17 protein-coding genes are annotated in these 16,444 nt (G+C 38.8%); 14 read left to right on the top strand and 3 right to left on the bottom strand.

Annotated features, from left to right (window positions below; genetic code table 11):
- Positions 1-6: 6 nt before the first annotated feature.
- The 14 genes from F3D68_RS05615 to F3D68_RS05550 all read left to right on the top strand — a co-directional run bounded on the left by F3D68_RS05615 (position 7) and on the right by F3D68_RS05550 (position 13,104).
- On the top strand, positions 7-1,707 hold the full coding sequence (locus F3D68_RS05615; protein WP_151193468.1) for a Mur ligase family protein: 1,701 nt from the start codon (positions 7-9) through the stop codon (positions 1,705-1,707).
- A gap of 19 nt (positions 1,708-1,726) precedes the next feature.
- The gene (locus tag F3D68_RS05610; protein ID WP_151193467.1) at positions 1,727-2,548 is read left to right on the top strand and encodes a cyanophycinase; all 822 of its coding nucleotides are present in this window, start codon (positions 1,727-1,729) and stop codon (positions 2,546-2,548) included.
- 47 nt (positions 2,549-2,595) lie between these two features.
- Entirely contained in the window at positions 2,596-3,447 is an 852-nt protein-coding gene (locus tag F3D68_RS05605) for an isoaspartyl peptidase/L-asparaginase (RefSeq protein WP_151193512.1), read from the top strand.
- 25 nt (positions 3,448-3,472) lie between these two features.
- Complete coding sequence (locus tag F3D68_RS05600; RefSeq protein ID WP_151193466.1) at positions 3,473-4,252, top strand: acetolactate decarboxylase; 780 nt, start codon at positions 3,473-3,475, stop codon at positions 4,250-4,252.
- A gap of 75 nt (positions 4,253-4,327) precedes the next feature.
- Positions 4,328-4,759, top strand: a complete 432-nt coding sequence (locus F3D68_RS05595; protein WP_117002851.1) for an antitoxin Xre/MbcA/ParS toxin-binding domain-containing protein — start codon at positions 4,328-4,330, stop codon at positions 4,757-4,759.
- Positions 4,756-5,226, top strand: coding sequence for an RES family NAD+ phosphorylase (locus tag F3D68_RS05590; protein ID WP_151193465.1), 471 nt, complete (start codon positions 4,756-4,758; stop codon positions 5,224-5,226). Before F3D68_RS05595 ends, F3D68_RS05590 begins: the two co-directional genes overlap by 4 nt.
- A gap of 200 nt (positions 5,227-5,426) precedes the next feature.
- The gene (locus tag F3D68_RS05585; protein ID WP_151193464.1) at positions 5,427-6,191 is read left to right on the top strand and encodes a HugZ family protein; all 765 of its coding nucleotides are present in this window, start codon (positions 5,427-5,429) and stop codon (positions 6,189-6,191) included.
- 5 nt (positions 6,192-6,196) lie between these two features.
- On the top strand, positions 6,197-6,967 hold the full coding sequence (locus F3D68_RS05580) for a MotA/TolQ/ExbB proton channel family protein (RefSeq protein ID WP_151193463.1): 771 nt from the start codon (positions 6,197-6,199) through the stop codon (positions 6,965-6,967).
- On the top strand, positions 6,964-7,377 hold the full coding sequence (locus tag F3D68_RS05575; protein ID WP_151193462.1) for a biopolymer transporter ExbD: 414 nt from the start codon (positions 6,964-6,966) through the stop codon (positions 7,375-7,377). The genes F3D68_RS05580 and F3D68_RS05575 overlap by 4 nt, the downstream gene beginning before the upstream one ends.
- A 29-nt stretch (positions 7,378-7,406) precedes the next feature.
- The gene (locus tag F3D68_RS05570) at positions 7,407-9,482 is read left to right on the top strand and encodes a TonB-dependent receptor domain-containing protein (RefSeq protein ID WP_191092717.1); all 2,076 of its coding nucleotides are present in this window, start codon (positions 7,407-7,409) and stop codon (positions 9,480-9,482) included.
- 10 nt (positions 9,483-9,492) lie between these two features.
- Positions 9,493-10,188, top strand: coding sequence for an energy transducer TonB (locus F3D68_RS05565; RefSeq protein WP_151193460.1), 696 nt, complete (start codon positions 9,493-9,495; stop codon positions 10,186-10,188).
- Complete coding sequence (locus tag F3D68_RS05560) at positions 10,181-11,044, top strand: ABC transporter substrate-binding protein (RefSeq protein ID WP_151193459.1); 864 nt, start codon at positions 10,181-10,183, stop codon at positions 11,042-11,044. Before F3D68_RS05565 ends, F3D68_RS05560 begins: the two co-directional genes overlap by 8 nt.
- Positions 11,045-11,276: 232 nt before the next feature.
- On the top strand, positions 11,277-12,320 hold the full coding sequence (locus F3D68_RS05555) for a FecCD family ABC transporter permease (protein WP_151193458.1): 1,044 nt from the start codon (positions 11,277-11,279) through the stop codon (positions 12,318-12,320).
- 1 nt (position 12,321) lies between these two features.
- A complete protein-coding gene (locus F3D68_RS05550; protein WP_151193457.1) occupies positions 12,322-13,104 on the top strand; it encodes an ABC transporter ATP-binding protein in 783 nt (260 codons plus the stop codon).
- Between the two features lies 1 nt (position 13,105).
- On the opposite strand, the gene gshA is transcribed toward F3D68_RS05550, so the two are convergent.
- From gshA to trxA, 3 genes are all read right to left on the bottom strand, one after another.
- Positions 13,106-14,623, bottom strand: coding sequence for a glutamate--cysteine ligase (gene gshA / locus F3D68_RS05545; protein WP_151193456.1), 1,518 nt, complete (start codon positions 14,621-14,623; stop codon positions 13,106-13,108).
- 100 nt (positions 14,624-14,723) lie between these two features.
- A complete protein-coding gene (gene rho, locus F3D68_RS05540) occupies positions 14,724-15,983 on the bottom strand; it encodes a transcription termination factor Rho (RefSeq protein WP_117002840.1) in 1,260 nt (419 codons plus the stop codon).
- A 79-nt stretch (positions 15,984-16,062) separates the two neighbouring features.
- Positions 16,063-16,386, bottom strand: a complete 324-nt coding sequence (gene trxA / locus F3D68_RS05535; protein WP_117002839.1) for a thioredoxin — start codon at positions 16,384-16,386, stop codon at positions 16,063-16,065.
- Between the last annotated feature and the right edge of the window lie 58 nt (positions 16,387-16,444).

The raw sequence follows: 16,444 nt of genomic DNA, 5'->3' as shown, positions 1-16,444 counted from the left end.
GTAAAGATGCATAAAATTCCTGAAGGCTATTCAAGGCGTTTAGTTGGACCTAATTTGTTTTTTAATGAAACCGGTGTTGTGCTTGATATTCCGCTTAAGACCAATCAAGAGGTGCTTATTAAGTTATGGCAAGAAAATTGTGAACGACTGTTGCCTTTACTTGGTTTCTCTGAGTATAAGCTAGCGCATAAGGCGTATAGCGAGGGTTTGCGTTTAGCGTTTACCGCACCGTGTGATATATTGCTTGCTAGTTGTGATGTTATAGATTACATATGGCACGCGGCATGTTATGAGTTCTTAAATAATGATGTTTTGTCATTGGATGAATCGCAAAAGGCAAGCTTACTTCAAGCCATTCAAGAAGAGCAAAATCTTGCCTATCGTATATTGTATGCTAATGCTAAGTCACATGGTTTAAATATCTTTAGAGAAGAAGATCACGCTTATGTTGGCTCTGGTGTTGGTCGTTATAAGTTATCATTATTAACTGATGATTATTTATCGCTACCATGGCAGGACATTTATGATATCCCACAGGTGATAGTTACTGGAACCAATGGCAAAACGACAACAGTGCGCTTGACGAATTTTATCTGTCAACATGCGGGTAAAATAAGTGGTTACGCTTCAACGGATTGGGTTGCTATTAATGGTGAGATTATTGATCGCGGTGATTATTCAGGACCCACGGGACACCAATTTGTGCTGACTAATTCAGGGGTTGAAGTGGCTGTTTTGGAGTCAGCGCGCGGTGGATTGTTAAAGCGTGGTTTGATTGAGACACAAGTTTCAGCAGCAACAGTGACCAATGTCTCTTATGATCATATGGGTGAGGATGGTGTTGAGACCTTAAATGATTTGTTTGATGCCAAATGCATTGTTTATCGTGCGTTAGCCAAAGAAAATAGTTTTGCGGTGATTAACATGGATGATACGCTTTTGCGTGAGCTTGCTAGCCAACTAACTAATACTAAAATTTTAATAAGCCAAACAAAAATATCACCTCAGGTGTTAAACCAATTAACAATAAATGATCATGCTTGTTATGTTGCTGATGATTGTTTTATCTGGTGGCATCAGGGCAAAGAAAAAACATTAGTTAATATTAATGATGTGCCACTGACAATGAATGGTCATGCAAAACATAATATTGAAAACGCTTTACACGCAATAGCCTTGGCTTTTGCTTTGGGTATTTCTTTTGACAAGATAACCACCGCGCTATGTGCTTACCAAAACACAGCTAAAGAAAATCAAGGGCGCGCTAATATCTACACACTCACATCAGGCGCGAAAGTGATTATTGATTTTGCACATAATCCAGCGGGATTTGAAGCGATTTTATCCTTGGCGAAAGCGTATCAAACAAAAGACGGTAAGCTTAGTTTGTTATTTGGCACAACAGGCGACAGAATTAATTTGATTGATGATAGCTCAAAAGTAATTGCTAAGTATAAGCCGCATGAAGTTGTGATCAAAGAGCTTAAGAAATATTTGCGTGGTGCCAATGAGGGAGAAATTCCCATGCAAATTGCAGCATCACTGGTTCGTTTTGGTCAGGAAAAAGATACAATACGTTTAGTTGAAGATGAGTTATCTGGTGCTGAGTTAATGCTTCCGCAATTACAGCAGGGCGATGTTTGCGTGCTTTGTTGTCATGATCGGATTGCTGATGTTGGTGCCTTAGTGAAAACATATTGTAAATAATAAAGAAATAGGAGTGAGCATGCCTGCACCAACAGTTTCAGGTATAAAAAGGGGATATATTATCCCAATTGGTGGACGTGAAGATAAACTCGTTTCCCCTAAGGTTTTACAGCGGTTTGTCGAATTAGCTGGTGACAAGGATGCCTATATTGTGATTATTCCAACGGCATCTAAGTTGTCAGATACGGGCAGCGAATATGTCAAAGTCTTTAAGTCTCTGGGCGTTAAAAATGCGGTAAGCCTTGAGATTCAAGCGCGTGCTGATACCGATAATGAGGATTATCTTAAGCACTTTGAAAAAGCAACGGGGATCTTTATGACCGGTGGTAATCAGCTACTGTTATCAACCGTGCTTGGTGGTACTAAAGTGGCACGTATGATTCGTCGTTGTAATGCCAAGGGTGTGCATGTAGCAGGTACTTCGGCAGGGGCTGCTTTTATCTCTGAGCATATGATTGTTGGTGGTGCGACTGGTTTTATGCCACGCTATAATATGGTCAATATGGCACCAGGCTTGGGGCTAACTAACAAAATACTCGTTGATCAGCATTTCTCACAACGAGATCGTTTGGGACGCTTATTAACGGCATTATCTTATAATCCCTTTGTAACTGGTGTTGGCATAGATGAAGACACTGGCGCATTTCTCGCTGATGATGGCGTAATTGAGGTTGTAGGCAGTGGCGCATTAACGATTATTGATATGTCGCATATTGAGCATTCATCGATGCCACATGCGCGCGATGATGATCCCATTAGTTTGGTAGGCATTCGTATGCATCTCTTACTTGAAGGCAGTAAATATGACACAAATGCGCATGAAGTTGAGGTTGTTAATTAATCGCAAAGATGGGGCTGGAAATGCAAAAAGAGCAGAAAGAGCAAAAAATGCAAAAAATTATTATTCATGGCGGATGTGGTGCTAGAGAGGATAAAAATACCCCCTTTAGTGATTATCACGTACATCTCTTGACCATTGTCGAGGAAGCCTATGCCTTTCTTAAAACCTATGATAGTGCTTTAAAAACTGCTGTTTTTACGGCGAAATTATTAGAGGATGATCCCATATTTAATGCCGGTACGGGTTCGCGTTTGCAGCAAGATGGTCAAGTGCGCATGTCAGCTTCAATTATGGATGGTGTAAAAGCTAAATTTGCAGGCGTGATTAATATTCAAAATATCCAGTATCCCAGCGAAGTCGCTTTGGCGCTTTTAAATGAGCACCACAGTGTACGCGCAGCCAATGAAGCAACTCGCTTTGCGCATGAGACATTAAAAATGCCAGAATATAACCCAATAACAGAGCATCGTTATCAAGAATACCTTGAGCTTAAAAAGGGTTTAACAGGGACTATTGGTGTTGTCGTATTAGATAGTCAAGGCAGTATTGTCGCATTAACCTCAACAGGTGGAGCAGGTTTTGAAGTGCCAGGACGCGTGGGAGATAGTCCAACCGTTGCTGGTAACTATGCATCAAGCATCATGGGGATATCATGCACGGGTATTGGTGAGCATATTGTTAATCAAGCTGTTGCAGCAAAAGTACATACTCGTGTCAAAGATGGTATGTCTTTGGATGAGGCGGTTGCTAAGAGTATTAAAGAAAGTGATGCTTTGGATGATTATGTGGGCTTAATTGCATTAGATCAAAAGGGCAATATTTCGACTGGTTCAACCCAAGTTGCACAAACATTATTTGCTTATCATGATGGTGAGAAAGCTAAAACGTTTTATGAGTAAATAACCAGTTAAAAGGGAGATTGGAATGTCTAGAATGATTAAAAAAATCGGTTTAACAGTTGCATTATTAGCAACAGCAAGTGCCAGTGTATTTGCAAAAGATGTGCCACTATATCAATATGGAACGATTACAGCATTGATGTCGGGAAATTATCATTCAGTGATAAATGTTAAATCTGCAAAAGCATCCGGTAATGATTTTGGTCTTGGTGCAGGTGAGGGATTAGGTGAGGTTATTGTATTGGATGGTAAGTACTACTTAGCTAATATGGATGGTAAGCTTACACAAATGAAACCAGAAAGTGGACTGTCTTATCTAACGGCTGTTGATTTCAAACCACTGAAAAAACTCAGTTTTGACGTTAATAAATCTATAGAACTTACTACATTTCAGCAGCAACTATTAGCAAAGCTAGCAAATAATCAGCTAACTTATGCGGTTAAGTTAACTGGAACATTTAAGGAAATCTTAGCGCGTAGTGAGAAAATTGACAAATCAACTAATACACCATTGGTTGAATGGCTAAAAGAGCATGAACATCGTTTTAGTTATCATGATGTGCAAGGGACGATGGTTATGTTTTTCTCACCTAAATATACAGAAGGGTTTGGCGTGCCTAGGTTTCATGCGCATTTTGTTACTGCGGATAAGAAAAGTGGTGGACATGTATTAAGTGCTGAGATTGAAAAGGTCAAAGTTGAAGTAATGCCGATTGATGCTATTAATCTAAGAGTTGGTGATGTCAAAAATACAGCCAAAGAAGCAGACTTAACACAACTGCACAAAATTGAAAATGCACAATAGGCTAAAATATTCAAAGTTGCATAATCTCAATCATGTGATATATTCTTAATATATCAATGATAACAAGGTGATGCTATGCAACAGGGTAATCAAAGTAATCAAAATAATTTTTGGGATGCCGTTGGTATTCCGTCACGTGGTGAGCGTCTCTATCAGGCAATTCATGAGGGATTTAGCTGTGAGGTTTTTAGCAAATTGGCTGATATTTCTGGGATTGAAAAAAACCAGCTTGCTAAAATTACCACGATAGCACCGGCTTCACTTAATAGAAGATATAAAGCAGGTTTTTTTACTGAAGCTGAAAGTGATAGATTATATCGCTATGCAGAAGTTTATAAATCAGCTTTGAATTTATTTGAAGGACACGACCAGAAAGCACTGCATTGGCTGATGTCTCCGGTGAATGGATTGGGTGGCAGAAAGCCGATTGAGATGCTTAGGACATCTGCTGAAACAAAAGCAGTACTTGATCTCATCGGCAGACTTGAGCATGGCGTTTTCGTATGAGCAAAGTATTTGCCTATAGATTGTTGAAAAGCAAATTTGCACAAGATGCATTTACAGGTGATGGTGCCAGAATATATGGAGGAAGGTGGAATAATAAAGGAAGTCCTTGCGTATATTGCACAGGCTCAGAATCTCTCGCAATATTAGAAATATTTGTCCATTTAGAGGACTATGCTATTTTACCAAATTTCACACTATTTCAAATTGAGTTGCCAAAATCAGAGATTAACTATTTAGAGCCTGAGCTATTGCCGCATTCATGGCAAGACCAGCCAGCACCGCCTGAAACAGCAGATATTGGTGATCAATGGCTTAAGCGTTGTGAGTCTTTAATATTGGCTGTACCAAGCGTTATCGTTCCAAGAGAGTACAATTATATTCTAAACCCATTGCATAAAGGATTTGCAAAGGTAGTCAAAAAAGCCAAAGTATTAGACTTTAGCTTTGATACGCGATTAGCAAAGTAAGTATTTCTTTATACCCACCACAAACCATTTTTCAGTATTTCTGACATTGAATTTCTTCGACATCAAACACCGCAGAACAATTTACGATGGGTATATATAAAAAATTTGCTTTTTATCATTGACTTATATTTGATAGTGGTTATCATTACGCTTGTTATCGCAAATGACAATAATTATCATTTAAATCAGAGGGGTTTTTTATGGAAACAAATAAAATTGAAACGGCACTAAGAGCAAGACAATTAACCAAACAGAAGCTATATGGCGTATTAGCAACGCAATCTGTGGCAATGCCTGGCTATCCTTTTGGTTCATTGGTGGCGTATGCATTTGATATTGATGGTGAGGTGCTTGTTTATATTAGTAAGCTTGCTCAGCATACTCGCAATGTTGCTAAAGATGACAAAGTGTCATTAACGATTATTGAGGATGAAAAAGAGGATGTTCAACAGGCAGGACGTGTCACCATTTTAGGACGATTAAATCGTTTGGAAGATGAAGAAAAGGCGGCAAATGTTTATACACGTTTTTTCCCAGAGTCAAAAGACTATCAAGACAAAACCCATGATTTTCATTTTTATAAATTACACATTGAGAAAGTGCGCTTTATTGGTGGCTTTGGTGATATTAATTGGGTGAGCAAAGAGAATTTCTGTATTGAGCAGGTATTTAAAGACGACGAGATTAATGGCGCTATCAAGCATATGAATGAAGATCATAAAGATGCATTGGTACTTTATTGTCAATGTGCGGGTATTTCATTAACAGAGGATAGCTTGCTTGAGATGGTCTATTTTGATCAAGAAGGGATGTGGTTGCAAAGTAAATATAAAAATCACTATATTCCATTTGATCATGATGTCACAAATCTTTCGATGTTAAGAGCGGTACTTGCGGCAATGTCAAAAAAGGCAAGACAGCAAATAGCTAGTAATGAAGAAGCATTAATGGAAAAGGCAGTTTAGATATTATGGGGCATTTCTTTAGTCAATTTGGTTTAGTCAGCTACGCTATGTTGGCAGTGAGTTTTTTGATTGTTGCGATTTGTATCGAGCGAATAATTACTTTTATCAGTTTACCGAAGCTTAATTTAGGTAAGGTAGAATGTTTGATTAATGCGGTTAATCGTGATGATAAGAAGACGCTTAACCTAAGATTAAACGCATTGGCTAAGCCCATATTAAGATATATTTCACCTTTGATCACTGAGTCTAAAGAACTTGCTGAAAGTGAAGTCTGCTTGTTAATGCGCAAACAACGTCAACGCATGCAGCGTCCATTAATCTGGCTTAATTTATTTGCTGTTGTTTCACCAATGCTTGGGCTTTTGGGTACGATTTGGAGCATGAGTCATTCATTTGCTGCATTAGCTGAGTCCTTAAGTGGCAATGGTTTGCAGAATATGATTATGTACTTATCTGAGGCAATGTATGCCACGGCATTTGGTATTGTGTTAGCTTTGGTGAGTTTATTGGCATTTTATTGTTTTCGCCAGTTTAGTGAGCGTTATTTAGCAAATGCAGAAGAAGCATTAAATCAGTTGATTTTAAGCCTAGATCGACAAAAAGCGCGTAAAAAAGATCAGAAAGAACAAAAAGAGCAAAAAGAGCAAAAAGAAATTGCTGAAATGAGCGACTTAACTGAAATAAATAAAGTAAATAAGGCAAATAAAGCAAATAAAGCAAATAAGGTAAATAAAAAAACCAATATGATTAATTTGCGTGAACAGGCTCTCTTATGATCAGTAGTTTAAACCATCATGAGCATAATAGTTTGGAGGTGGATGAACCCAACTTGATTCCATTGCTAGACTTTATGTTGGTGCTTTTGGTAATGTTTGTACTGTTAGCAGGTCCCATTCAGCATTTGCTTAAACTCCCTTTGCCTGATGTAAAGGGGGCAAGTGTTACGCAAAGCAAGTCTGCTCAGACAACGCTTTATTTAAAGGCGCACGATTATATGATCAATGGTGAGCATTTTACGAGTATTGATACGCTTAAAAGTTATTTATTATCACAAAAAGATACGACATCAATGTCACAAATTACCTTGGCAGCGGATAAAAATATTCCGTTACAAACAATGTTACAGGTATTTGCTGTATTAAAAGAAACAGGTTTAACGGCAGCAGATATACAAGTTAATCATTAGTAATGATGACTCGGGAGAGAGTGTTAAAAATGAGAACAAAATTATTAAGTGTGCTTGTATTAACAGGCATTGCTCAGCTTATGTATGCAAGTGAAGAATCAGCAAATACGCAAGCGCTAGATTTAGGTGAAATTCAGGTGGTTGCTGTTAAGAAAGCTTTGCCAAGCATGCCTGAGAAACAAAGTAGAATAAGCCAAATCAATGTGGCACCTGAAACGGGTAGTGCTTTACCTAATATTTCAGTGCAGCAAGGAGGAGGCACGAATCTAACTCAATCAACGGCTATGCAGCTTAATGAAATGGCAGGTGTGCAAATGGTTGGTGGTAATCGACCAACCACACAAAGTATTAGCATGGGTGGCTTTTCTGATGATCGCGTTTTTGTTGGTATTGATGGTATTAATAATAATTTAGCTTCGTTTGGGCATAATCAATCGCGCCAATTGCTAAGCTCAGCGCTTTATAAAGAAGTCACAGCGAGTCAATCCGGTAGTAATATTGCTTATGGTAATGGCAACTTAGGTGGGGCAGTTAACTTTGAAACGTTAGATCCAAGTGATTTACTGGGTAAAGATAAAGAGGTTGGTGGTAAGATTGGATTAGGCGGTGCAACAGGAGATTATAGCGGTGATGCCAATGCTGCAGTTGCTTTTAAAACCGGTGATGTGAGTTATTTGGTTGATGTGGTTGGTGGGCGCAGTAACAATGTGCGCTTGGGTAATGGTCAAACTTTACCGGATTCTGCTAGTAATAATTTACAATATTTACTTAAAACGGTTTGGGATATTTCAAAAGCGCAAACCTTAAAGGCATCCTTCTTATCAATGCAGAATATTGGTCTTTATCCAGCAACGGTAAATAAAGAAACTTATTCAAAGAATCCAAGTTCAAATTTTAATTTCTTCCAAACGCAAAGTATGTTGGATTATCATTGGAATCCGGATAATCCGTATATTGATCTTAAAGCCAAATTATATTACAACGAAAATCATTTGGGCTCATCACCAACCAATAATGGTGGAGGCTTTGCCTTACCACAAGATGTGCATGTCAACACGACGGGTATGCAGTTATCAAATGTAACCACTGTTTATAAGCAACGCTTGTATTATGGGGCAGAGTATAGCTATATCAATGGTTATGATGGGTATAGCAGTAAAACAAGCGCTAATTTTCCGACAGCAAATCAGCAACTTTATAGTGCATTCTTACAAGATAGTTGGGATATTTTTTCTAAGCTAAATATAACTGTTGGTGGGCGTTTTAATGGCTACCAAAGTACAAGTGGTAATATGAATAATGATGGCTCATTCTTTACCAAACAGGCAAGTATTAGCTATAAGGTGATTGATCCATTAAAAGTTTACTTAGGTTATACCGAAGGGTATCATATTCCATCATTACAAGATCTATATTTAGGTGGGGATCATCCTAATTCAGGTTATGTGTTTTTAAAATTTGTTCCTAATCCAAATTTAAATCCAGAAATTGGGCATAATAAAACGCTTGGATTTATCTATGCACAGTCATTAGCACATGATCAAAAGATTAATTTTTCTGGTAATATCTTTTTAAATGATATTGATAACTATATTTTAAATAGTAATATTGGCTTTAATGCAGGAGCAGCAATTAATCAAAACATCAATATTTCCAAAGCGCAACTATATGGTTATAACGTCTCTGCACAATACCAAAATCATTGGTTTGAAGTAATAACGAATTTTACCTATACGCGTGGGAAAACAAAATCGGCATATCGTAATGAAGATGGCAATACCATTCCTGCGGGTAGTGCCTTACCTATCCCTAGAGCCAAAGGGATGGTGGCATTCGCTGTGCCGATTAGAGTTGTTGACAGTACGGTTCAAACACGATTTGATTATGCTTTAGCACAAAACCATGTGCCAAATAATACACCTAAAGTCCCAGGATACGCGCTTTTAAGCTTGGCATATCAATGGCAGCCAAACTTTGTCAAAGGTTTCACAATGAGTGCAGGAGTTGATAATCTATTTGATCAGTATTATCAGGATTATGATGGCAGCACCTTGGTGCCTGCGATGGGTCGAAGCATTTATTTACAGCTTAACTATCGTTTTTAGGTGAGATTGAATGTTGCTCAGAGTATTTAAAATTGCTATTGCCATTACGGGGTCTATTGCGATTAATTTCTCAATTTGGGCAGTATTAAACAGTACACCAAAAACAACATGGCATTTGGGGCAAACTGATTTAAAGGCGCAGAGTGTTGCGTCTTTAATGCAGGCTTTACAGCTCACAGAAACTACAGCAGCTTCAAGCACTACACCGGTTGCTAAAGAGTTAAAAACAGCCAATGTTGCGGTGGAGAAAAAAGAGAAAAAGCCACAAAAAATCGTTAAGCCAAAAGAGCATAAAGCTGAAGTTCACAAGAGCACAGTGAAAACTCAAGCCAAAGAAGTAAAAGAAGTAAAAGAAGTAAAAGAAGTAAAAGACATACCGAGGCAAAATGTTAAAAAGCAGCAAGCCATTGCTAAAATCACACAAGCGCCAAAATTGGCGTTTACCCCGCCTCAATTAACATATCCAGGTTCAGCGATTAAAAATAATGAAGAGGGCAAGGTTAAAGTTAAGGCGGTTATTAATGCACAAGGGCAGGTTGCTGATGTCAAAATTATTCAATCCAGTGGCTTTGGCGTGTTAGATCAAGCGGCAATTGCATGGTTTAAGAAGTTACATTTCAAGCCTGCACAAAGTGGCAAAACGCCAGTAACTGCAAGTGTTGTGCAAGTGATTTCATTTAACTTACAGGAGCAAAAAAGTGCGTAAAATTATAATGTTTATCATGTCAGCTATGGTGGTGATGGGATGTATGAATGCAGGCTTAGCACAAACTGTAGTTACACTTGGACCAAGTGCTAGTTCTATTGTTAGTGCGCTAGGTGTTGAGGTGACGGCAAGTGATACTGAGAGCGTTAAACTGCTAGAGAAAGCGGAAAATAAACAAAATAAACAAAATAAACAAAACAAGCAACTAAAGGATGTAGGCTATATGCGCGCATTGACGATTGAAAGCTTACTAAGTGTGAAGCCAAATATTGTGATTGCGGATGCGTCTATTTCTCCTTTGTCGGTGTTAACACGTTTGCAGGCGTTTGATGTGAAAACAACGCTATTGACTGAGGTAAAAAGCTTAAGTGATGTTGAAAAAAATATTAAAGAGATTGCCAATAAACTCGGTAAGCAAAAAGAGGGGCAGCAGTTAATCACAACACTTCAGGCGAAAACCAAACAAACCAATAAGATTGTCAATACGTATGCTAAAGAGGGTAGGGGCAAGCCAAAACAAGTGCTAATGCTTTTGCAAATTTCTGCCAATGGTGCTTATATGCTCGGCAAGGATACTCAATCAGATCGTTGGCTACAGCTTATTAAAGCGCATAATATTTTATCCTTTAGTGGTATGCGCCCATTGTCAAAAGAAGGGCTGATGAGTTTAAAGCCACAGGTGATTGTTATTGCGCAGGCTTCAACAAACATGGTCAAGCCCTACCCTCAGGTTTTAGACTATCTGCATGAAAAATATCACACTAAAATTGTGACAATTGATGCATCACGCATTGATAATTTTGGTGCTGAGTTTGGACAGACTGAATTGTTGCTAGCGCAGAAGGTTTATTTATAGAAAATGAAATATAGACTGATCGTACCCTGAGCGAAGTCGAAGGGTGATATGGTAATAATTTAAAAATAAGCTATATCAGCTACCTCTCCCCTTGAGGGAGAGGTCGTGCAGCTTAAGCTGCACGGGTGAGGGGAATTAAAGATTAAATTAATATTTAATGTTGGCTTCGACTAACGCTCAGCCAACGCTTATGCAGGAATATATAAGTTTATAGCAAAAAAAAGAGAAAAAAATGCAAACACATAATATAGTCGCTAAATCCCTATTTACTTTACAACGCCAGAAATACTGTTTTTGGTTTTGTGTGTTTATGGTTTTGCTCATTGCTGCTTGTTTATTATCGCTGTTGTTTGGTGCATTGAATTTGCAATTTTCACAATTGTTTGTCGATGGCAGTTTTATGCAAAAGGTAGCATTAGAGCTTAGATTGCCGCGCTTAATTGTAACCGTGGTTGTTGGTAGTGCACTAGCTGTTGCTGGTGTTGTGATGCAAGGGCTATTTCGTAATCCTTTGGCGGATCCTGCCCTTTTAGGGATGACCAGTGGCGCGTCGTTATTTGCTATTTTGTTTTTGCTACTTAGTGCAAGCTTAGTACAGACAAGCTTTTTAATTACCTGGGGATTCGGTTTAAGCGCATTTGTTGGCAGTCTGGTAATTACCTTTTTAACGTATTTATTATCGATTACTAAGGGTCGCAGTAATTTAGGTATCTTGGTATTGGCTGGCGTTGCGATTAATGCATTGTGTGGTGCATTGATTGGCGTGATGACGTATCTATCAAATGATAGTATTTTAAGAAGTATTACTTTTTGGAGTATGGGCAGTTTTGCTAATATTACATGGGGTCAGGTGTTATTTCTGTTGCCATGTATTTTCGTAGCATTTATGTTGTTAATGAATACTGCAAAGTATCTTAATGCGATGATCGCCGGTGAGCAGTATGCGCGGATGCTTGGTGTTAATATTCATCGGCAAAAGCTCAAAAGCATCATCGCCATTGCTTTGCTTGTTGGCGCCAGTACTGCCGTTGCCGGTCCTGTGGCTTTTATCGGTTTGGTTGTGCCACACATTATTCGTTTTCTTATAGGCAATGAACATCGTCATTTACTGCTTTTTTCATGTATTTTTGGCGGATTATTGCTAACGGTTGCTGATGTTGTTGCCAGGGTGGTATTAGCACCTGCTGAATTACCCATCGGTTTAATGACGGCGTTAATTGGTGCGCCTTATTTCGTTTATTTGTTGTTTAGTCAAAAATTGCAGCGAGGTGTCTAAGATGATAACGCTTGAAAATATTAGTTTAAAGTTATCACAAAAGACCCTGCTTGATAATGTTTCAATGACAGTTAGAAAAGGGCAAATAACTGGTATTTTAGGGGCAAATGGCGCAGGTAAATCAACATTAATGAAGGTGATTTCAGGCGAGCATTTACATTATACTGGATGGGTGAAATTAGATGAAAAGGATATAAAAGCGATCTGTCCCGTGACAAAAAGCATGCAAATGGCTTATGTCACCCAGCACGAGGAAATTTATACAGATATTCATGTTATTGATTATGTGCTCTTAGGAGCACTATCTTATTGCAAAGGCAACTTTTCACAAACAGAGTATCAAAAAGCCTTATGTTCTTTATCCTTATTAAAAGCTGAGCATTTTAGTCAAAAGAAATATCAGCAATTATCCGGTGGTGAGCGTCAGCGTGTGCAATTGGCGCGCGCATTGCTGCAATTAAACCAACATGATGACAGTTATCAAGGGTATTTGCTATTAGATGAATATAGCGCACATATGGATGTTTATTATCAGCGTCAAACCTTACAAATATTAAACAAGCTTGTCCAGCAACATGATTTGGCAGTGCTTGTCATTGGTCATGACTTAAATATCGCGCTTAGTTACTATCATCAAAGCCTTCTTTTGAAAAATGGTCAGATGTTAGACTTTGATCAAACGGAAAAGGTATTAACGCCCGAGCATATTTATACGGCATTTCAAGTTGAAGCGGATATTATTCATCGACCTCAAAATAATAAAAAAGTCATTGTACTTGCTTAATTTACTCGACTACTTGCGAGCAATCAGCAGATAGATAGTAGTGATCGATATAGGTATTAAGGTCACAACAATCGCCTTGTTCAAGCTGTGATTGTGCGGCAAGTGAAGCTTGTGCTTCATGCATGAACGCTTTGCGCTCTTTGTCATCTAATCTGAGTTCTTGCAAATGCTCTGTATTTGATGCGGATAGATTAAGTACCTCACTCAAATAGCCATTTTTAGCGGCATCCACAAACTGACCGGAAAGCGTTGTTGTTGGATCAGTTAGTTTCTGAAGCTGCTTATTGATGGCTCGTTGATATTGCTCACCCATGTTTTTTGCTGTGTGGGCAATGAGCTCAAGAAGCTCTATGCCTAAATCTTGTAGTAACTGCGGTTTATCTTGGCTATTAATCAATTGCAATTGTGGATTACGTCCTTGTGTTACAACTTTTGAGAAGTTTAGTTTGTTGCGTGCGATATTATTTTTTGAGTAGTGCTTAGTTGGCAGCATCAAGCAGGTCATTAATAAGGCTTCAATAAAATGTGCTGTCTCTTTATCTATCCCAAGTGGTGAAAACGGATTAACATCCAATACACGAACCTCAAGATAAGCCACACCGCGATTAAGCAAAGCGCAAGCAGGGCGCTCGCCACGCTTGGCAATCTGTTTTGGGCGAATACTGCTGTAGTATTCATTCTCTATTTGTAGAATGCTGCCATTAAGCTGTTGACGAAACCCATTGCCATCAAATAAACCAATTTCCTCAAATGCAGGGTAAGGGGTTTTAGTGGCATTGACTAAGTCATAAACATAGCTTTGCAAATTATCATAGGAGATAAATAGATTCTCTTGTGCTGCACTTTGATAGCCTAAATTACTCATTCTCAGACTAGTGGCATATTCTCCAATATAAAACTCATCATCAAATGATGTCAGATAGTCAGGTTGTTGCTTCACAGAAGTTTTAGCGCAAATGGGGGAAGCACCAAATAAGTAGGGTATCAGCCACATAAATTCAAAGTAATGATTGATCGCCGAGAAATACAGCGCATCACTGGTCATTTTGCGTGTTTGAGCGAGTTCATTCATAAGCTTAATATCATATGAGAAATTATAATGCACACCAGAAATCGCTTGCATGATTTTGCCATAACGTTTGGCTAAACCACGGCGATAGACTTCTTTCATCTTACCTGAATTAGAGCTGCCAAAATCAGCGATTTTAATCTCTTGTTCTGTGGTTGTTAATGGCATACTAGTCGCCAAAATAAGCTCATTTTGAGATAAGTTTTGTGTGGAAAAAGCCAAGATGTGCTCTAAACGTGTGAACGTCTTATCAATAGAGTCATATGGCTCGGTAATCAACTCAAGCAAGCCTTCTGAAAAATCAACCGTGATATTGCTATTGGTAAGCTTTGAACCAAGAGCCTTAGGGTGATCTGAGGTGGCTGTTTTGCCTGAGCGTAATATACGTAAGGTTTCGCGCTCAATGCCGCGCTTATGCTGATATTGATTTAAGTTTGAAAATAAATTCATCGTGTCACTAGCTAAGTGGAAACTTCCTGCAGTTTACGGCAAAAGAGTGCCACTTGCTAGGTTATCTCAAGTAGATAGAATGATATTTTTTTGTTTGAGCTTAACCACGCTTCATAATATTAAAAAACTCTTCATTGGTTTGCGTTTTTTTCAAGCGTTCTGTTAAAAACTCCATTGCCTGCGTATCTTCCATTTCATGCAGAATCTTACGCAGAATCCATAGTTTTTGCAGCTCTTCTTGTGTGGTTAATAGCTCCTCACGACGTGTACCAGAACGTCCAAAACTAATCGCAGGATAAACACGTTTTTCAGCAATCTTACGATCCAAATGAAGCTCCATGTTACCGGTTCCTTTAAATTCCTCAAAGATAACCTCATCCATCTTGGAACCTGTTTCAACAAGCGCTGTGGCAATAATCGTTAGGCTACCACCTTCAGCTGTGTTACGCGCTGCACCGAAGAAACGCTTTGGTTTTTGTAAAGCATTGGCTTCAACACCACCGGATAATACACGACCTGAAGCAGGGGATACGGTGTTGTAAGCACGCGCCAGACGCGTAATAGAATCTAATAAAATAACCACATCTTGTTTGTGCTCAACCAAGCGTTTTGCTTTTTCAATAACGATTTCAGCTAATTGTACGTGGCGCGCTGCCGGTTCATCAAAGGTACTGGCAACCACCTCACCACGCACAGAGCGTTGCATTTCTGTTACTTCTTCAGGACGTTCATCAATCAATAGCACAATCAAATAACACTCAGGATATTTCTTAGCAATCGATGAGGCGATATTTTGCATCATGATTGTTTTACCCGTTTTAGGAGGTGCCACGATCAAACCACGTTGTCCTTTACCAAAAGGTGCCGCTAAATCAATAATTCGTGCCGTGATATCTTCACTTGAGCCATTACCTAATTCCATCGATAAACGTTCTTTAGCGTATTCAGGGGTTAAGTTTTCAAACAACACCTTAGTGCGTGCTAACTCAGGTGAGTCAAAGTTCACACTATCAATATGCTTTACGGCAAAATAACGCTCGTTGTCTTTAGGTGGGCGAATTTTACCGATAATGCTGTCGCCCGTGCGTAAATTTAATTTACGGATAAAGGTCGGTGAGACGTAGATATCGTCAGGGGACGCAAAGTATGACGTATCAGAGGAGCGTAAGAAGCCATAGCCATCTTGTAACACCTCAAGCACACCTTCACCATAGATGTCTTCACCTTTATCAGCGTGCTCTTTTAAAATACCAAAAATGATCTCTTGCTTACGCGCGCGCCCTGTGGCTTCAAGACCAAGTGAGCGCGAAAGCTCCATTAATTCAGGGATGGATCGGTTTTTTAAGTCGGTTAAATTCATTGAAAATTCTCACGAATGTTGAAGAAGGGGAACCCCTTCGGGTTGAACGAAAAGTTTATTGTTTATTTTATAGTTGAAATTAAATATGTTTATCAAGGATTTGAATCAATTGTGATTTTTGTACTGCACCCACTTTAGTTTCGACGTTTTCACCATCTTTGAAAACCATTAGCGTTGGAATGCCTCGCACACCAAACTTAGCAGGGGTATCTTGATTGTCATCAACGTTGATCTTAACGATTTTAAGTTTCTCACCATAATGCTCAGCAACCTGATCTAAGATCGGTGCAATCATTTTACAAGGTCCACACCATGGCGCCCAGAAATCAACTAAAACAGGCTGTTCGCTGTTAACAACAGCTGATTCAAATTCACTATCAGTAATATTTACGCATTGTGACATAATTAAATTCCTTTAATGTTTAAATTGTTTATTTTAAAGAAAAACTGTTGGCGATTCT

Source organism: Cysteiniphilum sp. JM-1 (genome assembly GCF_008711525.1).
Taxonomy (GTDB): domain Bacteria; phylum Pseudomonadota; class Gammaproteobacteria; order Francisellales; family Francisellaceae; genus Caedibacter.
Note: the sequence above shows the minus strand (reverse complement) of the source record. Positions and strands in the feature narration are given on the sequence as shown.

Bases quoted from the DNA above. Each gene is read 5' to 3' on its own strand.
- F3D68_RS05605 (WP_151193512.1), top strand. From the start codon at position 2,596: ATGCAAAAAATTATTATTCATGGCGGATGTGGTGCTAGAGAGGATAAA.
- F3D68_RS05550 (WP_151193457.1), top strand. From the start codon at position 12,322: ATGATAACGCTTGAAAATATTAGTTTAAAGTTATCACAAAAGACCCTG.
- F3D68_RS05555 (WP_151193458.1), top strand. From the start codon at position 11,277: ATGCAAACACATAATATAGTCGCTAAATCCCTATTTACTTTACAACGC.
- F3D68_RS05570 (WP_191092717.1), top strand. From the start codon at position 7,407: ATGAGAACAAAATTATTAAGTGTGCTTGTATTAACAGGCATTGCTCAG.
- trxA (WP_117002839.1), bottom strand. From the start codon at position 16,386: ATGTCACAATGCGTAAATATTACTGATAGTGAATTTGAATCAGCTGTT.
- F3D68_RS05585 (WP_151193464.1), top strand. From the start codon at position 5,427: ATGGAAACAAATAAAATTGAAACGGCACTAAGAGCAAGACAATTAACC.
- F3D68_RS05565 (WP_151193460.1), top strand. From the start codon at position 9,493: ATGTTGCTCAGAGTATTTAAAATTGCTATTGCCATTACGGGGTCTATT.
- F3D68_RS05615 (WP_151193468.1), top strand. From the start codon at position 7: ATGCATAAAATTCCTGAAGGCTATTCAAGGCGTTTAGTTGGACCTAAT.
- F3D68_RS05600 (WP_151193466.1), top strand. From the start codon at position 3,473: ATGTCTAGAATGATTAAAAAAATCGGTTTAACAGTTGCATTATTAGCA.
- F3D68_RS05595 (WP_117002851.1), top strand. From the start codon at position 4,328: ATGCAACAGGGTAATCAAAGTAATCAAAATAATTTTTGGGATGCCGTT.
- F3D68_RS05610 (WP_151193467.1), top strand. From the start codon at position 1,727: ATGCCTGCACCAACAGTTTCAGGTATAAAAAGGGGATATATTATCCCA.
- F3D68_RS05590 (WP_151193465.1), top strand. From the start codon at position 4,756: ATGAGCAAAGTATTTGCCTATAGATTGTTGAAAAGCAAATTTGCACAA.
- F3D68_RS05575 (WP_151193462.1), top strand. From the start codon at position 6,964: ATGATCAGTAGTTTAAACCATCATGAGCATAATAGTTTGGAGGTGGAT.
- rho (WP_117002840.1), bottom strand. From the start codon at position 15,983: ATGAATTTAACCGACTTAAAAAACCGATCCATCCCTGAATTAATGGAG.
- gshA (WP_151193456.1), bottom strand. From the start codon at position 14,623: ATGAATTTATTTTCAAACTTAAATCAATATCAGCATAAGCGCGGCATT.
- F3D68_RS05580 (WP_151193463.1), top strand. From the start codon at position 6,197: ATGGGGCATTTCTTTAGTCAATTTGGTTTAGTCAGCTACGCTATGTTG.